Here is a 16,073-nt window from a genome sequence, read left to right as displayed (position 1 = left end):
CCGCGCCGGGCTCAGCCGCCGTACCCCATGCGGCGGGAGAGCTCGGCCGCGGCCTTCACGGCCGCCTTCGCCAGCTCCGGGAGGTGTTCGCGGGCCATGCGGTAGGCGGGCCCGGAGACCCCGAGCGCCCCGATGACCGTCCCGTCGTAGGCGTGGACGGGCGCCGCGACGGCGTTCAGCCCGGTCTCGAACTCCTCGGTGGTGCAGGCGAATCCGTCCTCACGGGCGGCCGCCAGCTGTTCCCGCACGGCGGCCGGGGTGGTCAGGGTGCCGTCGGTGAACCGCGGCAGCTTGCGGCCCAGCAGTGCCTCCCGGCGCTCCCGGGGCAGGTGGGCCAGCAGGACCTTGCCGCTGGCGGTGGCGTGCAACGGGGTGCGCCGGCCCAGCCAGTTGAAGGCCGTCACCGCGGCGGAGCCCCGGGCCTGCATGATGTTGACCGCGGCATCGCCGTCCAGCACCGCGATGTTGGCGGTCTCCCCGGTCTCGTCGGCCAGCGCCCGGCACACCGGCTGGCCCTCCTGCGAGATGTCCAGCCGGATCGCCGCGGCGCCGGCCAGCCGCAGCACCCCGGCGCCCAGGAAGTACTTGCCGCGCTCCTTCTGCTGTTCGACCAGGCCGCGGTTCTCCAGGACGCCCAGGATCCGGAAGGCGGTCGACTTGTGGACGCCCAGTTCGTCGGCGAGTTCGGTGACCCCAGCCTCGCCCAGCCGGGCCAGGCTCTCCAATACGCTCACCGCGCGGTCCACGGACTGGACGGAGCTCGCCCCGCGTCGGTCCTCGGCGCGCTGGTCCGCCGCGTCTTTCGTGTTCGCCATGGCTTTTCGCCTCACCACCCGTTGCCCCCGACGGGCACGTCCTGGGGCTGCTCTCCGGGGAGCCCTTGACGGGGCGCTCCCCGGCTTGGATTCTGTTGCGCATCGCGAGATGCAATGCGCGATTCACAACGCCATGATACCGATCAGCGCGAGGGGGGCCAGATGTTTCCCGTCTGCCGCATCGAGGACCTGCCAGTCGGCGAGTCCGTCCGGATCGAGATCGACGACACCACACCCGCCATCGCCGTCTTCCACACCGAGGACGGGCTCTACGCCGTCGACGACACCTGCAGCCACCAGGACGCCTCCCTCTCCGAGGGCTGGGTCGAGGGCTGCTTCGTCGAATGCCCGCTGCACGCCGCCCTGTTCGACCTGCGCACCGGAGCGCCGACCTGCCTGCCCGCCCGCCGCGCCGTGCGCACCCACGAGGTCGGCGTCCTGGACGGGATGATCCACGTCCGGCCCGCCGTGCGCGAGGAGGCGGTGGCCTGACCGCGGACCTGGCCGGGGCCCCGGCCCGTCAGGCCGCCGCGCGGTCCGTCCGCGACGGCTCCTCCGACGGCCGCCGGCGCCCCTGCCGACGGGCCACCCGGCGCTCCCGGCGCAGTTGCCGGGCGGTGCTGCTCGGCTCGGACCGGACCCCGTGACGCTGGACCCAGACCTGGCGGGTCACCCACACGTCCAGCACCGCCCAGGTCGCGACGATCGTGCTGGCGACCGTGCACAGGACCGCGGGGAACGCGAACCAGGACCCGGCGAGCGTGCACAGGAAGGCCACCATGGCCTGGATCAGGGTGACCGCCACGATGATCACGGCGCGCACCGCCGCCGTGCGCACCGGGTCGGCCATCCGACGCCGGGTCACCGGTTCCTCCTGCCACAAAGGACGCCTGCCGCGGTCCATCGCGTCACACTCCCCGTACTCTCCCCGAACCCCCGCCCCGGCTGTCCGACTCCTTGGTGGCTGCCCGGGTTTCACCGGATACATGCCACACGGACCGGGCTGCTGTCCACTCCACGTCCCCCTCCGTCACCACACAACGGGGCGCACGGACGTATCCGGGCGGGGGCGGAGCCGGCCGCACGCCCGGGTGGCCATAGCCACACTCAGCGGCCGACCGTCCGGGCATCGCCGGACAACTCGTGACGATCCCGCCCCTCCCGCGCCCCCCACTGCCCCGCTGGGCCTACGGATCGGTCCCCCGACAGTAGTAGGCTCACGCCGCTGTTGACGGAACACCGCCCCCGTACGCGCGGGGTTGACGTAGGGGAGGCCATGCGCTTTCGCGGGAGGTCGGTCCGCCGGAAGATCGTGGCGCTGCTGCTCGTGCCGCTGGTGTCCCTGACGCTGATGTGGAGCATCACGACGTACGTCACCGGCCGCCAGGCCAACCAGCTCCTCGACGTCGGCACCGTCGTCCGGAACCTCGGCTACCCGGTCGAGGACACCATCCAGGCCGTCCAGCGGGAACGTCGCCAGAGCCTGCTCTACCTCGCCGACCGCCGCGGCGCCAACGCGCTCAGCGAACTCCACAACCAGACCCGGGCCACCGACGACGCCGTGAACCGGCTGCACGACAACGTGGACACCCCGGACGTCCGCGCGGACCTGGCCGGTTCGGCGGTCAGCCGGCTCGACGAGCTCGTCAAGGGCCTCGACGGCCTGGAGGCGCTGCGCACCCAGGTCGAGGACAACCGGCTCAGCCGCGACGAAGCCATGGAGTCCTACAACGCCCTGATCGACCCCGGCTACGACCTGCTCGCCGCGCTCCACGCCCTGGAGAACGTCGAGATGGACAAGCAGGGCCGGGCGTTGGTCAACCTCACCCGGGCCCGCGAGGCGTTCTCCCGCGAGGACGCCCTGATGTCCGCGATCCTCACCTCCGGCAGCATCAGCAAGCGCGACCAGCGCGCCCTCTCCGACCGGGTCGCCGAGCGCCGCATCCTCTACAGCACCAACCTCCCGTTGCTGCCCGCCACCGACCGCGGCACCTTCGAGGACTACTGGCACTCCGCCGGCGCCCGCGAACTCACCTCCTACGAGGACCGGGTGATCGCCGCCGACCCCGCGAGCGCCGCACACGCGGTCAACGCCGACCGCTGGAACACCGCCGCGGAGAAGGTCCTCGGCGACCTCGGCCGGTTGGGCAGGGACGCCGGCGACCGCTACCAGGAGCGGGTCGCCCCGATCGCCAGCCGGATCGTCCTCAAGGCCGTCGCCACCGGCGTCCTCGGCTTCGTCGCGCTGCTCGTCTCGGTCATCGTCTCGCTGCGGATCGGCCGCCGGCACGTCCGGGACCTGACCCGGCTCCGCAAGACCGCCCACGAGGTCTCCGGCGTCCGGCTGCCGAGCGTGATGCGCCGACTGGCGGCCGGCGAGCAGGTCGACGTGGAAACCGAGGCGCCCCGGCTGGAGTTCGGCCCGGAGGAGACCGGCCAGGTCGGGCAGGCGCTCAACACCCTCCAGCGGGCCGCCGTCGAAGCCGCCGTCAAACAGGCCGACATGCGCCGCGGCGTCTCCGAGGTGTTCGTCAACCTCGCCCGCCGCAACCAGGTCCTGCTGCACCGCCAGCTGACGCTCCTGGACGCCATGGAGCGGCGTACCGAGGACACCGACGAACTCGCCGACCTGTTCCGGCTCGACCACATGACGACCCGCATGCGCCGGCACGCCGAGGGCCTGGTCATCCTCTCCGGCGCGGCCCCCTCCCGGCAGTGGCGCAAACCGGTCCAGTTGATGGACGTGGTGCGTGCGGCGGTCGCCGAGGTCGAGGACTACGAGCGCATCGAGGTCCGCCGGCTGCCCCGGCTCGCCGTGGACGGACCCGCGGTCTCCGACCTCACCCACCTGATCGCCGAACTCCTGGAGAACGCCACCGTCTTCTCCCCGCCGCACACCGCCGTGCAGGTACTGGGCGAACGGGTCTCCAACGGCTACACCCTGGAGATCCACGACCGCGGCCTGGGCATGGCCCCCGACCAACTGCTGGACGCCAACCTCCGGCTCGCCGAGACCCCCGAGTTCGAACTGTCCGACACCGACCGGCTCGGCCTCTTCGTCGTCAGCCGGCTCGCCCAGCGGCAGGGCGTCCGGGTCTCCCTCCAACCCTCCCCGTACGGCGGCACCACCGCCGTGGTCCTCGTTCCCGGCGCGCTCCTCACCGACACCGGTGAGGGCGCCCGCGACGCCGGACGGGCCGTCGCCGACACTGCGGCCGGGCCCGAAGACCCCGGAAAGCCCGAGAACCCCGGGAGCCCCGAGAACCCTGCGGCCACGGCCCTCGACCCGCTCGCCCAGGTACCGGTGCCGCTGCCCCAGCGCACCCGGCGGGACCTCCTCGACGGCCCGGTCGAATTGGAGGCGCCGCTGTCGCCGGTCGAACGGGACGCGGCGGACCTCGTCGACGAGGAGGGGAACGTGTTCCGCGACCGGGTGCGCAGCCGCGTGAGTCGGGCACCGGCCACCGCGCCCGGCGGCCCCCGGATCGTCCCGGAGCCCGCCGCCGACCCGTCCGGCGAACAGCACCAGCAGGCCGGCGACCAGGCGCCGACCGGCCGGCTCGCCCCGCTGCCGCGCCGCCCCCGCACACCGGTCCTGGTCTCCGACCACGGTCGGACCGTGGACGGCGCCCGGACACCGGACGCCCCGCGCGGCAAGGACAGCCCGGCGGAGCCCGCCGAACCGCCGGCCACCGCGCCGCGCACCCCCAAGGACACACCCAAGGACACCCCGGCCGGCGGCACCCCCGCCCCGACCACCACTCCCAAGGGCCTGCCCCGCCGGGTGCGCCAGGCCAGCATCGCCCCCCAACTCAAGGCCGACCAGGCCGCCGAGCCCCCGGCGGAGCGACCGGCCGCGGCGACCGCACCGGCCGCTGACGACCGGGACGCCGAGGCGGTCCGGGCCCGGATGGCCTCGCTCCAGCGCGGCTGGCAGCGCGGTCGCCGGGAGAACGGCGAGGCCCCCCACACCCCCACACCCCCGGACCCGGAGACCGGAGACGGTCCCGCCGGGGGCGCAACAGCACCACGAACCACATCGGGAGAGGACGGTCCATGACCGCACCGAAGGCATCCGCTTCCACCGCAGTCTCGCCGCACGGATCCGGGGAGCTGAACTGGCTCCTGGACGAGCTGGTCGAGCGGGTCGGCAGCATCCGCAAGGCACTGGTCCTCTCCAGCGACGGCCTGGCCACCGGCGCCTCCAAGGACCTCACCCGCGAGGACAGCGAGCACCTGGCCGCGGTCGCCTCCGGCTTCCACAGCCTCGCCAAGGGCGTCGGCCGGCACTTCGACGCCGGACAGGTCCGGCAGACCCTGGTCGAGCTGGACGACGCGTTCCTCTTCGTCAGCGCGGCCGGCGACGGCAGCTGCCTGGCGGTCCTTGCCGACGCCGACTCCGACGTCGGGCTGGTCGCCTACGAAATGACCCTGCTCGTCAAGCGCGTGGGCACACACCTGGGCACCGCGCCCCGGTCCTGACCAGCCGGCCGAGTACGACTACGGTGACGCCATGACCGATCAGGAGGGCCGACCGACCCCGGAACGGCATCCGGCCCGTTGGTTCGACGATGAGGCAGGCCCGGTCGTCCGCCCGTACGCGATGACGCGCGGGCGCACCCGCACGGCCGCCGAGGGGCGGCTGGACCTGATCGCGCTGGTGATCGCGGAGAGCCGGGGAGGGGAGCCGATCGCGGATCAGACGCTCTCCCCGGAGCACGTCGACATCGTCGAGCTGTGCCGGGAGGAGCCGCAGTCGGTCGCCGAGCTGGCGGCCGAGTTCGACCTGCCGGTCGGCGTGGTCCGGGTCCTCATCGGCGACCTGCTGGACGCCGGGCTGGTCCACGTGACCCGCCCGGTTCCCCCGGCCGAACTGCCGGACGAACACGTGCTGCGCGAGGTCATCGACGGCCTGCGCGCACTGTGACGGCCCGGCCGCCCGCCGCCGCGGACCACCTTGCCGCCCGCCCCCTTCCCGGGCGGGCGGCAGCCGTCCCCGGCCCCGCGCCACCGTGTTGAGCGGGCGCTCACCGCCCGACTACGGTGGCAGTTGATCACCCGTCACCCAGCGCCGGCCGGCACTCCGTGCCCCGTGCCGTGGCCGGCCCCCGGACCCGAGGAGCCCCACCATGGCCGCCGACGCCGCCCCCTTCGAACGCCTGCGGATCACCGCCGGCCCGTACACCTTCGACGCCCTGGCCAGCGGCCCGGCCGACGGCGAGGTCGTCCTGCTGCTGCACGGCTGGCCCGAGTTCGCCGACTGCTGGCACGCCGTCCTGCCCGCCCTGGGCGCCGCCGGCTACCGCGCGCTCGCCGTCGACCAGCGCGGCTACTCCCCGGACGCCCGCCCGCCGCGGATCGCCGACTACGCCGTCCCCGAACTCGTCGCCGACGCCCTCGCCTTCGCCGACGCCCAGGGCGCCGACCGCTTCCACGTCGTCGCCCACGACTGGGGCGGCATGGTCGCCTGGGCCCTGGCCAGCGCCCACCCCGAGCGGCTGGCGTCGCTGACCGTGCTCGCCACCCCGCACCCCGAGGCGCTCAACCGCGCCGCCGCCGGCGACCCCGAACAGCACCACCGGCTGGACTACGTCCGCTTCTTCCGCCGCCCGGACGGCGCCGCCGAGTCCGCCCTGCTCGCCGACGCCGCGGCCCGCCTGCGTGCCGTCTACGGCGGCAAGGTCCCCGCCGAGCTGGTCGAGGCCAACGTCCGACGGCTCGCCGAACCCGGCGCGCTGACCGCGACCCTGAACTGGTACCGCGCCCCCGAGGCGGTGGTCTCCGTCCCCGCCGGGCGGATCGCGGTGCCCACCCTCTTCCTGTGGGGCAGCGAGGACGTCGCCCTGGGGCGCGGTGCGGCCGAGTCGACGGGGGAGTGGGTGGACGGCCCCTACCGTTTCGAGGCCCTGGAGGGCGCCAGCCACTGGCTGCCCGAAGAGGTGCCCGCCCTGGTCACCCCGAAGATCCTCGGCCATCTCGCCGCCCACCGGCAGGACTGATCCGCCTGTAGGCAGCGCCGATCCGCCCGCCGCACGGTCCTTTTGGGCCGGTTGGCGGCCTCTGCCCGGGGGGCCCGCACGATCGAGCCGCACCTCAAGTGGGCGCCGTACGAAGCACGTTGTACGGTGCACTGCGACCACCGTCGGTGGTCGCCCGCACACGGGACACCTCACGCTGCCCTCGTGTGCCCCGCATCCTCGGCAACCAGGAGAAGGAACCCATGGTCTTCGGGCGTTCTGAGCGCCGTAGCCGGCCCACCCCGGCCGAGCCGGTGACGCTCAAGATCCTCGTCGCGGGCGGCTTCGGCGTCGGCAAGACCACCCTGGTGGGCGCGGTCAGCGAGATCCGGCCGCTGCGGACCGAGGAGCGGCTGACCGAGGCCGGCCGCCCGGTCGACGACCTCCACGGCGTCGAGGCCAAGTCCACCACCACCGTCGCGATGGACTTCGGCCGGATCACCGTCCACGACGCACTGGTCCTCTACCTCTTCGGCACCCCCGGCCAGGACCGCTTCTGGTTCCTGTGGGACGAGTTGGCCCGCGGTGCGCTGGGCGCGGTCGTGCTCGCCGACACCCGCCGCCTGGCGGACAGCTTCGCCGCCATCGACTACTTCGAGCGCCGCGGCCTGCCCTTCGTCGTCGCCGTCAACTGCTTCGACGGCGCCGACCGCTACCCCGCCGACAGCGTCAAGGACGCCCTGGACCTCGACCCCGCGGTCCCGGTGGTGCTCTGCGACGCCCGCGAGCGGGACTCCGCGCGGGACGTGCTGGTCGCCGTCGTCGAGCACGCGATGCGGCGCGGCGCCCAGCGACGGGAACCCGCCCTGCCCTGACCGGCGCCCCCGGCCCGCGCCCGCACGGCGCCGCGCGGCCCCGGCCCGCGCCGCCCGGACCCGCGCTTCCCTGACAGGGCGCGGAAGTACGGCCCGTACCCCGCCGCCCGGGGTGCGGGCCGTACGCCTGCCGGCCCACCGACTCAGGACGGGCTGCCGCCGTCCTCCGCCAGCCAGCCGAAGCTCCGCCGCACCGCCCGCCGCCAGTTGCCGTACTCGCGCTCCCGGGCCGCCGCGTCCAACCGCGGCGTCCATTCGGTGTCGGGCTGCCAGTGGGACCGCAGCTCGTCCAGGTCCTGCCAGACGCCGGTGGCGAGCCCGGCCGCGTACGCGGCGCCCAGACAGGTCGTCTCCGGGACCACCGGGCGGATCACCGGTACCCCCAGCACATCCGCCTGATGCTGCATCAGCAGATGGTTGGCGGTCATCCCGCCGTCGGCCTTCAGCCGGGTGATCCGCACCCCCGAGTCCTGGAACATCGCGTCCACCACCTCGCGGGTCTGCCAACTGGTCGCCTCCAGCACCGCCCGCGCCAGGTGGGCCTTGGTGACGTAACCGGTCAACCCGGTGATCACCCCGCGTGCGTCGGCCCGCCAGTACGGCGCGAACAGCCCCGAGAACGCCGGGACGACGTAGGCGCCGCCGTTGTCCGGGACGCTCGCCGCCAGCTCCTCGATCTCGGCCGCCGACCCGATCAGCCCGAGCTGGTCGCGGAACCACTGCACCAGCGCGCCCGTGATGGCGATCGAGCCCTCCAGGCAGTAGACCGGCGGCTCCCCGCCGAGCTGGTAGCCGAGGGTCGTCAGCAGCCCGTTCTTCGAGGTCACCGGCCGGTTGCCGGTGTTCAGCAGGAGGAACGAGCCGGTGCCGTAGGTGTTCTTGGCCTCGCCGACGCCGTAGCAGGTCTGCCCGAAGACCGCCGCCTGCTGATCGCCCAGTGCCGATGCCACCGGGACCCCGGCCAACTGCCCCACCGCCGTCCCGTACACCTCGGCCGACGACCTGATCTCCGGCAGCATGGCCGCCGGCACCCGCATCGCGGACAGGATCGCCGGATCCCACTGGAGGGTGGCCAGGTCCATCAGCAGGGTGCGGCTGGCGTTGGTGACGTCCGTGACGTGCACCCCGCCGTCGGTGCCGCCGGTCAGGTTCCAGATCAGCCAGGAGTCGATGGTGCCGAACGCGATCTCGCCGCGCTCGGCGCGGGCCCGCAGCCCCGGCACCTCGTCCAGCAACCAGGCCGCCTTCGGCCCGGAGAAGTAGCTCGCCAACGGCAGCCCGGTGGTCTCCCGGAAGCGGTCCTGGCCGGCCGCGCCGCCCAGTTCGGCGCAGAGCCGGTCGGTACGGGTGTCCTGCCAGACCACCGCGTGGTGCACCGGCCGGCCGGTGGCCCGGTCCCACAGGACGGTGGTCTCCCGCTGGTTGGTGATGCCCAGCGCACTCAACTGGTCGGCCCGCAGCCCCGCCTTGGCCAGCGCCCCCGCCACCACGTCCTGCACCTTCGCCCAGATCTCGGTGGCGTCGTGCTCCACCCAGCCGGGTCTGGGGAAGATCTGGCGGTGTTCCCGCTGGTCGATGGCGACCACCGCGCCGGCGCGGTTGAAGATGATGCAGCGGCTCGACGTGGTGCCCTGGTCGATCGCGGCAACGTACGCCCCGTCCGCCCCGTGCCGCCCGGCCGTTCCGGTGTGCTGGCTGGTCATCCGTGCCGCCTCCCGAAGTCGTGGCTGGTCCTGGCCGATGCCGGCCCACTGTCCGGTGCACCCGCGCCCGGGTGCCGTCCGCCGTCAGAACACCGCCGTGTACACCAGCCCCGACAGCACCGCGCCCAGCAGCGGCCCGGCCACCGGTATCCACGCGTAACCCCAGTCGGACGGGCCCTTGTTGGGGATCGGCAGCACCGCGTGGGCGATCCGCGGGCCCAGGTCGCGGGCGGGGTTGATGGCGTACCCGGTGGGCCCGCCGAGCGACAGGCCGATGCCGACCACGAGCAGCGCCACCAGCAGCACGTTGATCCCGGAACCGTAGACGCCCACCCGTGCACCCGGCACCTGGCCGAGCCCGATGCCCTGGTTCCGGCCGAAGAACAACAGCGGCAGCACCAGCCCGACGGTGGCGATCACCTCGGTGACGAGGTTGGCGACCGGCCGGCGGATCTCCGGGGTGGTGGCGAAGACCCCCAACGTCGGCTGGGCCTTGCCCGGCTCGGCGTTGGCGGCGAACTGCGCGAAGTACAGCGCCCAGGCCAGTACCGCCCCGAGCACCGCCCCGACCAGCTGCGCCAGCACGTACAGCGGCACCTTCGCCCACGGAGTGCCGCCGGCCACCGCCGAGCCCAGCGTCACCGCCGGGTTCAGGTGCCCGCCGGACAGCGGCGCCGCGGTGTACGCGCCGGCCAGCACGCCCAGGCCCCAGCCGAAGGCGATCACCACCCAGCCCGCGCCCTTGGCCTTCGAGTGGTGCAGGGTGACCGCGGCGCACACCCCGGACCCGAACAGGATCAGGACCGCGGTACCGATCACTTCACCGACGACGATGTCCCCATTGGCATACAAGGCGGCTCCTCGGCCCTTGCCCGGGGCGGGCCCCGGTCCTCCGTGCAGGGTGCGTGCCGTGCCTGGCCACGGCGGTGCCCGCGGGCATCCGGCGACCGGCAACCGGAAGTGTTCTCCGCGGCTGAGTGACCGTCAAGGTCGCGTGCACGAAGGGAGTTGGAGGTTCCGGAGGTTCCGCCGGCTGGTTGTCGGACGGGGTCCGGCGGGTCAGCCGCGGGCCCGTACTCCCTCCTGTCCGGCGGGCGCACCGCCCCCGGCGTCCGACGCCTCCGCGGCCTCCGCCGAGGCCACCGCCCCGGGCGGTTCCGGCACCCGTGCGTGCGCCCCCCGCCGGACCTCCGTACGTGCCGACCCCGGCCGCCCGACCACCCAGCTCGCCCCCGGCAGCTCCTTGGCGGCCTTCTTCAACGGCGCCAGCGCGGCCGCCGCCGGACCGTGCCCGGTGACACTGCCGGGCGAACAGACCACCGTCGCCAGCGACAGCGTCACCGGCATCTCACCCGCCGACCAGCCCACGTCCAGCAGTGCCTTCGCGAACGGCGCCAGCCCGTCCGGCTCGGCCAGCACCAGGAAGTCGTCCCCGCCGATGTGCCCCACCCGACTGGCCGGCTCGTCCGCCGCCACCTCCGCCAGGGTCCGGCCCACCGCCCGGATCAGCTCGTCGCCCGCCGCGAACCCGGCCCCGTCGTTGACCTGCTTGAAGCCGTCCACGTCCAGCCAACTCAGCGCGAACTCCCGGCCCTCGGCGATCCGCCGGTCCACCTCGGCGTTGACCGCGTCCGAACCGGGCAGCCGAGTCAGCGGATTGAGCCGGGCCGCCTCCTCCACCCGGCTCTCGGCCAGCGCCCGCAGGATGTCGGCGAGGTGCACCACCCCGATGCAGCGGCCGTGCTCGTCCACCACCGCCACGTCGTCGCCGGTACGATCCCGCTCCCCGTCGGCGATCATGTCCAGCACCTGCCAGGCGGTGGCGTCCGCACCCACCGTCCGCGGCCGGTCCGCCAGCCGCAGCGCCGGCCGGTCCGCATACAGCGCGTGCCCGTAGCGACCGGAGAGCGACAACAGGAAACGGTCCCGGTCGATCGCCCGCACCGGCACCCCGTCCGCGTCCACCAGCAGCACCCCCGACACCTCCGGGAACCCGGTCAGATGGCTGCGCACCGCCCCCGCCGACGCCGACATCGGCAGCAGCGCCGCGGGTTGCAGGAACTGCGCCACCGGCGGCCCCGACGGCGGCCGCTCGACGACCGGCCGGCCGCTCGCCACCGGCGGATGCGCGGCCGGCACGTACACCTCCGTCACCACCCGCCGGGACGGCGGCGCGAACAGATGCCCCTGCGCCAACTGCACCCCGGCCTCCCGCACCGCGGCGTACTGCCGCTCGGTCTCCACCCCCTCGATCGCCAGCAGCCCGCCCACCCGCTCGCACAGCTGCCGCATCGCGGCCACCGCCGCCTGCCGCCCCGGATCGCGATCCAGCCGCGTACACAGCGAACGGTCCAGCTTGACCAGGTCCGGCCTCAGCTCACCCAGCAACCGCAGCGGCAGATCGCCGTCCCCGACCCCGTCCGCGCAGATCCGGTAGCCCTCGTCCCGCAGCCCCGCCACCGCCGCCAACAACTCCCGCTCCGGGACCGGGGCGAACGGCCCCACCAGATCCAGGGTGATCTCCCACGGCCGCCGGCCCGCGTCCCGCACCGCCTTGCCCAGCGACGTCAGCTCCGGCCGCTGTGCGACCGTCCCCGCGAACACGTTGACGTGCAGCGGTAGCAGCGTCTCCTGCTCCGCCGCGGCCCGTACGGCGAGCGCGGCCAGCTCGGCGTCCAGATCGGGGCAGCGGCGCGCGCAGGTCAGCACGTCGACCTCGCCGTCCTCGGGTCTGGCGAGGGGCTCCAGCGCGGCGACCGAGCCGGTCGCGAGGTTCACCACGGGCTGGAATGCGAAGCGGAGCTGGTTCGTCCAGGCAGGCACGAGCAGCAGGATGCCGCTCCCGGGGCACCGACGGCGCCTCGTTCACGCACTGTTCATGCACCCTTCCGGAGCGTACGGCGGCGAAGGCCGCAACCCGAGCCGCTGAAACGGTCCCTGACGGTCCATCAGGAGCGTGTGTCTCCGCCCGCTACGACCGCGCCCGGGACCGGCACCCGGCCTTCAGTGCCGCACCAGCGAACTCCGCGCGATCGGGAAATCGAAATAGGTGTCCGGAAACGTCTCCGGCGAGAACGTGTAATGCCACCACTCGTCCGCGTAATTCACGAACCCGGCCCGCTCCAGCCCCTCCTTCAACAGCAGCCGATGGGCCCGCTGCTTCCCCTCGATCCGCGGATCGAGAGTGTGCGCGAGGGTGTCGAAACAGTCGAAGCCGGTCCCCATGTCCAGCGAATTGTCCGGGAAACGGCTCGCCTTGGGCCCAAAGCACGACGTCAACGGCTCCCCGGGCACATACGGCCGGGTCGGCACCGCCGGCAACCGGACCAGCGTCAGATCGACCGTACTGCCTCGGCTGTGCCCCGACTTCTCCGCGATGTACCCGTCCCGGAACAGCACCGACTTGTCCACCCGCGGATAGAACTCCGCCTTCATCCGCTGGTCGGACAGGTCCTTCGCCCAGGCCACGAAGTGATTCACCGCCCGCTGCGGTCGATAACAGTCATAGACCTTGAGGGAATAGCCGCGCCGCAGGAAAGCGACCTGCGCCCGGTGCAACGCCCGCGCCGCATCCCGGGTCAGAATGCACATCGGCTCGCGATAGCCCGTCACCGGAACGCCCATGAAATCGTGCGGAGTGGCGTAGCGGATCTCCTGAATGATCGTGGGATCGACATCGCGCAGCGCCACGAACTCCTTCGGCGCCTTGGGATCGTCGACCCCCGCGCCACCAACGGCGCCACGCGAGCGCGACGGCGCCGTGGCGGTGCCCGCCACGGCGCTCGACGGGACGACGGTGACGGTGAGCAGGGCGGCGGCAGCGGCGACCAGGCCGCGCCAGACAGCAGTAAGTCTCGGCATGCCACCTCGTCTACCAGGCGCGGCGGGTACGGGGAACCCCCTCGCCGGCCACCCGTATACCACCGCACCCCCACATCACACCCCCAACAGGCCCACCCCGCCGCCCCGTTACCCGTCCACCGGCCCCGCCCCCTCCCCGGCCAGCCCCCGCACCCGCACCGGATACCCCGCAGGACCCCCGCCCCGCCGCTCCACGACCACCCGACCGCCCTCCCACCGGCTGGTGAACCGCTCCACCTCCGGCCGGCGCCAGCCGTCCCCACCGTCCGGCACCACCACCCCACCGCCCGTACGCCCGACCGCCGGCGCCCACACCTCCAGCTCCGTCCCGCCGTCCGCACCCACCACCGGCAGCACCGCACCGGCCCGCGCCAACACCGGAATACGGGACAGCGGCGCCTCCACCCACACCCGGCCCGGCCCGCCGTACGCCCGCCCGGTCGCGGTGTCGTACCACCGGCCGCGCGGCAACCGCACCGCCCGCCGCACCGCCCCCGCCTCCAACACCGGCGCCACCAACAACGAGTCCCCCAACAAGAACGCGTCCTCACAGTCCCGCAGCGCCCGGTCCCGCGGGGCACTCCACCACACCGGACGCACATACGGCGCCCCCGACAGCCGCGCCAACTGCCCCAACGTCACGAAATACGGCACCAACCGGGTCCGCTCCCGCAGCGCCGCCCGCGCATGCTCCAGCACCTCGTCCCCGTACTCCCACGGCTCCCGCCGCCCCGCCCACAGCGCCGAATGCGTACGGAACAACGGCAGGTACGCCCCCAACTGGAACCACCGCAGATACAACTCCGGCGACGGCACCCCCGAGAACCCGCCCACATCCGGCCCGCTGTACGGCACCCCGCACAGCCCCAGCCCCAGCACCAGCGCCAACGACGCCCGCAGCCCCGGCCACCCGGTCGCCACGTCCCCCGACCACGTCCCCCCGTACCGCTGCAGCCCCGCCCAACCCGACCGGGAGAACAAGAACGGCCGCTCCCCGGGCCGCAGTTCGCACAGCCCCTCGAAGGCCGCCTGCGCCATCGCCAACCCGTAGACGTTGTGCGCCTCCCGGTGGTCACCACCGCGGCCCTCCAGGTCGTGCCGCGCCGACCGGGGCAACGTCGACTCCCCGAACGCCGCGAACGACACCGGCTCGTTCATGTCGTGCCACACCCCCGCGAACCCCTGCGCCAACCGCTCCGCGTACAGCGCCCCCCACCACTTACGCACCCGCGCATCGGTGAAGTCCGGGTACACCGACTCGCCCGGCCACACCACCCCCCGCACCGCCTGACCCCGCGCGTCCCGCACGAACGCGTCCGCCGCCACCCCGCTGTCGTACACCGCGTTCCCCGGCTCCGCCTTCACCGCCGGATCCACGATCGACACCAACCGCACCCCCGCGGCCCGCAACTCCCCGGCCAACCCCGGCAGATCCGGAAACCGCTCCCGGTCCACGGTGAACACCCGGTGCCCGTCGTAGTGGTCGATGTCCAAATGGAGCGCCGACAGCGGCAACCCCCGCTCCCGATAGCCCGCCACCACCCGCCGCACCTCATCCGCACCACCGAACCCCCACCGGGCGTGCTGGTACCCCAGCGCCCAACGGGGCGGCAGCGCCGGCGCACCCGTCAGCACCGCCCACCCCAGCAACACCCGGGCCGGCGTTCCCGCCACCACCCAATAGCGCAGCGGCCCACCGTCCATCCGCAGCTCACAGGTGCCCGGCCGATCGTGCCCCGAACCGGCGCCCTCCACGCCCTCGTGCAACGACACCCGGCCGTCCCAGGAGTTGTCGTGGAACACCAGGTGCGTCCCCGCGTCCGCCACCACCAACTGCACCGGCATCGTCAGGTACAGCGGATCGTCCCCGGGCCCGAACGCGCCACCCGGATCGGTGTTCCACAGCCGATACACCCCGTCCCGCAACCGCGGACCGGCCGACCGGCCACCCAGCCCGAAGAACCGCGCGTCCGCCGCCACCTCCGACCGCTGCACCCACCGCGACGCCACCACCCCCGCGGGCCGCCCGTCCCCATCGGCACCGAAGTCCTCCACACCGCCCCCGGCCACACCGACCGCGCCGTCCACCGCGCCGTCCACCACGCTGTCTCCCGCGGCGTCCTCAGCTCGGTGCCACCAACGCGGCGGCAACTCCCGCCGCAGCAGCGCACCACCCGGCGTCCGCACCTCCACCGCACCGAACCGGGACACCACCACCAGAACCCGCTCCGAAACGATCCGCCAGCCACCCTCCTTATCCGGCTCCAGCACCACCCGCGGATCCACCGCCGGACACGCCCCGGCCAACGCGTACGACGGCTCCGGCCCGGCCCCGTCCCAACCGCAGAACACCGCACCGCCCGCCGCGACCCGCACCCGCAACGACGACCGCGCGAAACGGATCACCCCGCCGCCCGGCAACGGCTCCGCCCCACGCGCCTCACCCGGCACCCGCGCCCGCTCCGCCCCCCGGCGCGGCAACGCCCGCGCATCCGCTCTGCTCCGCCGCCACGCCGCACGCACCGACCGCAGCCCCTGCGCCGGCCCGACCGCCTTGACCATCCGTACCGACCGCACCAGATCACGCCCGTCCATGCCGGTCAGCCTGCCATTGACGAGCCCCCGGGCGGGAACCGTTCAACTGCCGTTCACCTGCACAGGGACAACCAGACACCCGACGCCCCCCGGCCCCGTCACCCCACTGGCCGGAACCCCCCTCACCTATGGCGGCCCCCACCACCCCCGAATGTGCGGATCCACCCTGGTGCACAAGTCGATCACATGGCATCGTCCAGGCAAGCCGGTCACGCGCACCGCCGGGGGACCCCCACCTCGCGCGCGGCCGCCGCCCACGACGCGTAC

General features: G+C 73.8%; 13 protein-coding genes. 6 read left to right on the top strand and 7 right to left on the bottom strand.

Annotated features, from left to right (window positions below; translation table 11 throughout):
* Nucleotides 1-11: 11 nt before the first annotated feature.
* The gene (locus ACO0M4_RS35310) at nt 12-815 is read right to left on the bottom strand and encodes an IclR family transcriptional regulator (RefSeq protein WP_430375152.1); all 804 of its coding nucleotides are present in this window, start codon (nt 813-815) and stop codon (nt 12-14) included.
* Between the two features lie 162 nt (nt 816-977).
* On the opposite strand from ACO0M4_RS35310, the gene ACO0M4_RS35305 reads away from it, so the two are divergent.
* The gene (locus tag ACO0M4_RS35305; RefSeq protein ID WP_390017800.1) at nt 978-1,307 is read left to right on the top strand and encodes a bifunctional 3-phenylpropionate/cinnamic acid dioxygenase ferredoxin subunit; all 330 of its coding nucleotides are present in this window, start codon (nt 978-980) and stop codon (nt 1,305-1,307) included.
* Between the two features lie 28 nt (nt 1,308-1,335).
* Here the strand turns inward: ACO0M4_RS35305 and ACO0M4_RS35300 are convergent, their stop codons facing one another.
* Nucleotides 1,336-1,719, bottom strand: a complete 384-nt coding sequence (locus ACO0M4_RS35300) for a hypothetical protein (RefSeq protein WP_430375151.1) — start codon at nt 1,717-1,719, stop codon at nt 1,336-1,338.
* A 372-nt stretch (nt 1,720-2,091) separates the two neighbouring features.
* Between ACO0M4_RS35300 and ACO0M4_RS35295 the strand changes: the two genes are divergently transcribed.
* The 5 genes from ACO0M4_RS35295 (at nt 2,092) to ACO0M4_RS35275 (ending at nt 7,647) form a co-directional block, all read left to right on the top strand.
* Entirely contained in the window at nt 2,092-4,875 is a 2,784-nt protein-coding gene (locus ACO0M4_RS35295) for a nitrate- and nitrite sensing domain-containing protein (protein WP_430375150.1), read from the top strand.
* Complete coding sequence (locus ACO0M4_RS35290) at nt 4,872-5,297, top strand: roadblock/LC7 domain-containing protein (protein WP_430375149.1); 426 nt, start codon at nt 4,872-4,874, stop codon at nt 5,295-5,297. The genes ACO0M4_RS35295 and ACO0M4_RS35290 overlap by 4 nt, the downstream gene beginning before the upstream one ends.
* Nucleotides 5,298-5,328: 31 nt before the next feature.
* Complete coding sequence (locus ACO0M4_RS35285; protein WP_430375148.1) at nt 5,329-5,742, top strand: DUF742 domain-containing protein; 414 nt, start codon at nt 5,329-5,331, stop codon at nt 5,740-5,742.
* 202 nt (nt 5,743-5,944) lie between these two features.
* Nucleotides 5,945-6,814, top strand: coding sequence for an alpha/beta fold hydrolase (locus ACO0M4_RS35280; protein ID WP_430375147.1), 870 nt, complete (start codon nt 5,945-5,947; stop codon nt 6,812-6,814).
* 221 nt (nt 6,815-7,035) lie between these two features.
* A complete protein-coding gene (locus tag ACO0M4_RS35275) occupies nt 7,036-7,647 on the top strand; it encodes a GTP-binding protein (RefSeq protein ID WP_430375368.1) in 612 nt (203 codons plus the stop codon).
* Nucleotides 7,648-7,790: 143 nt separating this feature from the next.
* On the opposite strand, the gene glpK is transcribed toward ACO0M4_RS35275, so the two are convergent.
* The 5 genes from glpK to ACO0M4_RS35250 form a co-directional block, all read right to left on the bottom strand.
* Entirely contained in the window at nt 7,791-9,350 is a 1,560-nt protein-coding gene (glpK, locus tag ACO0M4_RS35270) for a glycerol kinase GlpK (RefSeq protein ID WP_430375146.1), read from the bottom strand.
* 84 nt (nt 9,351-9,434) lie between these two features.
* Entirely contained in the window at nt 9,435-10,202 is a 768-nt protein-coding gene (locus tag ACO0M4_RS35265; protein WP_430375145.1) for an MIP/aquaporin family protein, read from the bottom strand.
* Between the two features lie 207 nt (nt 10,203-10,409).
* Nucleotides 10,410-12,173: an EAL domain-containing protein gene (locus ACO0M4_RS35260; RefSeq protein ID WP_430375144.1), complete on the bottom strand. Its 1,764-nt coding sequence runs from the start codon at nt 12,171-12,173 to the stop codon at nt 10,410-10,412.
* A gap of 180 nt (nt 12,174-12,353) precedes the next feature.
* On the bottom strand, nt 12,354-13,211 hold the full coding sequence (locus tag ACO0M4_RS35255; protein ID WP_430375143.1) for a M15 family metallopeptidase: 858 nt from the start codon (nt 13,209-13,211) through the stop codon (nt 12,354-12,356).
* A gap of 108 nt (nt 13,212-13,319) precedes the next feature.
* Nucleotides 13,320-15,806 carry a glycoside hydrolase family 31 protein gene (locus tag ACO0M4_RS35250; protein WP_430375142.1) on the bottom strand — a complete coding sequence of 829 codons (2,487 nt, stop codon included), beginning with the start codon at nt 15,804-15,806 and terminating at the stop codon, nt 13,320-13,322.
* Nucleotides 15,807-16,073: the final 267 nt, after the last annotated feature.

It is taken from the genome of Streptomyces sp. RGM 3693 (assembly GCF_050471125.1).
GTDB lineage: Bacteria > Actinomycetota > Actinomycetes > Streptomycetales > Streptomycetaceae > Streptomyces.
Note: the sequence above shows the minus strand (reverse complement) of the source record. Positions and strands in the feature narration are given on the sequence as shown.

What these genes read in the sequence shown, in the direction of transcription:
- ACO0M4_RS35310 (WP_430375152.1), bottom strand. Translation starts at nt 815, where the DNA reads ATGGCGAACACGAAAGACGCGGCGGACCAGCGCGCCGAGGACCGACGC.
- ACO0M4_RS35305 (WP_390017800.1), top strand. Translation starts at nt 978, where the DNA reads ATGTTTCCCGTCTGCCGCATCGAGGACCTGCCAGTCGGCGAGTCCGTC.
- ACO0M4_RS35300 (WP_430375151.1), bottom strand. Translation starts at nt 1,719, where the DNA reads ATGGACCGCGGCAGGCGTCCTTTGTGGCAGGAGGAACCGGTGACCCGG.
- ACO0M4_RS35295 (WP_430375150.1), top strand. Translation starts at nt 2,092, where the DNA reads ATGCGCTTTCGCGGGAGGTCGGTCCGCCGGAAGATCGTGGCGCTGCTG.
- ACO0M4_RS35290 (WP_430375149.1), top strand. Translation starts at nt 4,872, where the DNA reads ATGACCGCACCGAAGGCATCCGCTTCCACCGCAGTCTCGCCGCACGGA.
- ACO0M4_RS35285 (WP_430375148.1), top strand. Translation starts at nt 5,329, where the DNA reads ATGACCGATCAGGAGGGCCGACCGACCCCGGAACGGCATCCGGCCCGT.
- ACO0M4_RS35280 (WP_430375147.1), top strand. Translation starts at nt 5,945, where the DNA reads ATGGCCGCCGACGCCGCCCCCTTCGAACGCCTGCGGATCACCGCCGGC.
- ACO0M4_RS35275 (WP_430375368.1), top strand. Translation starts at nt 7,036, where the DNA reads ATGGTCTTCGGGCGTTCTGAGCGCCGTAGCCGGCCCACCCCGGCCGAG.
- glpK (WP_430375146.1), bottom strand. Translation starts at nt 9,350, where the DNA reads ATGACCAGCCAGCACACCGGAACGGCCGGGCGGCACGGGGCGGACGGG.
- ACO0M4_RS35255 (WP_430375143.1), bottom strand. Translation starts at nt 13,211, where the DNA reads ATGCCGAGACTTACTGCTGTCTGGCGCGGCCTGGTCGCCGCTGCCGCC.
- ACO0M4_RS35250 (WP_430375142.1), bottom strand. Translation starts at nt 15,806, where the DNA reads ATGGACGGGCGTGATCTGGTGCGGTCGGTACGGATGGTCAAGGCGGTC.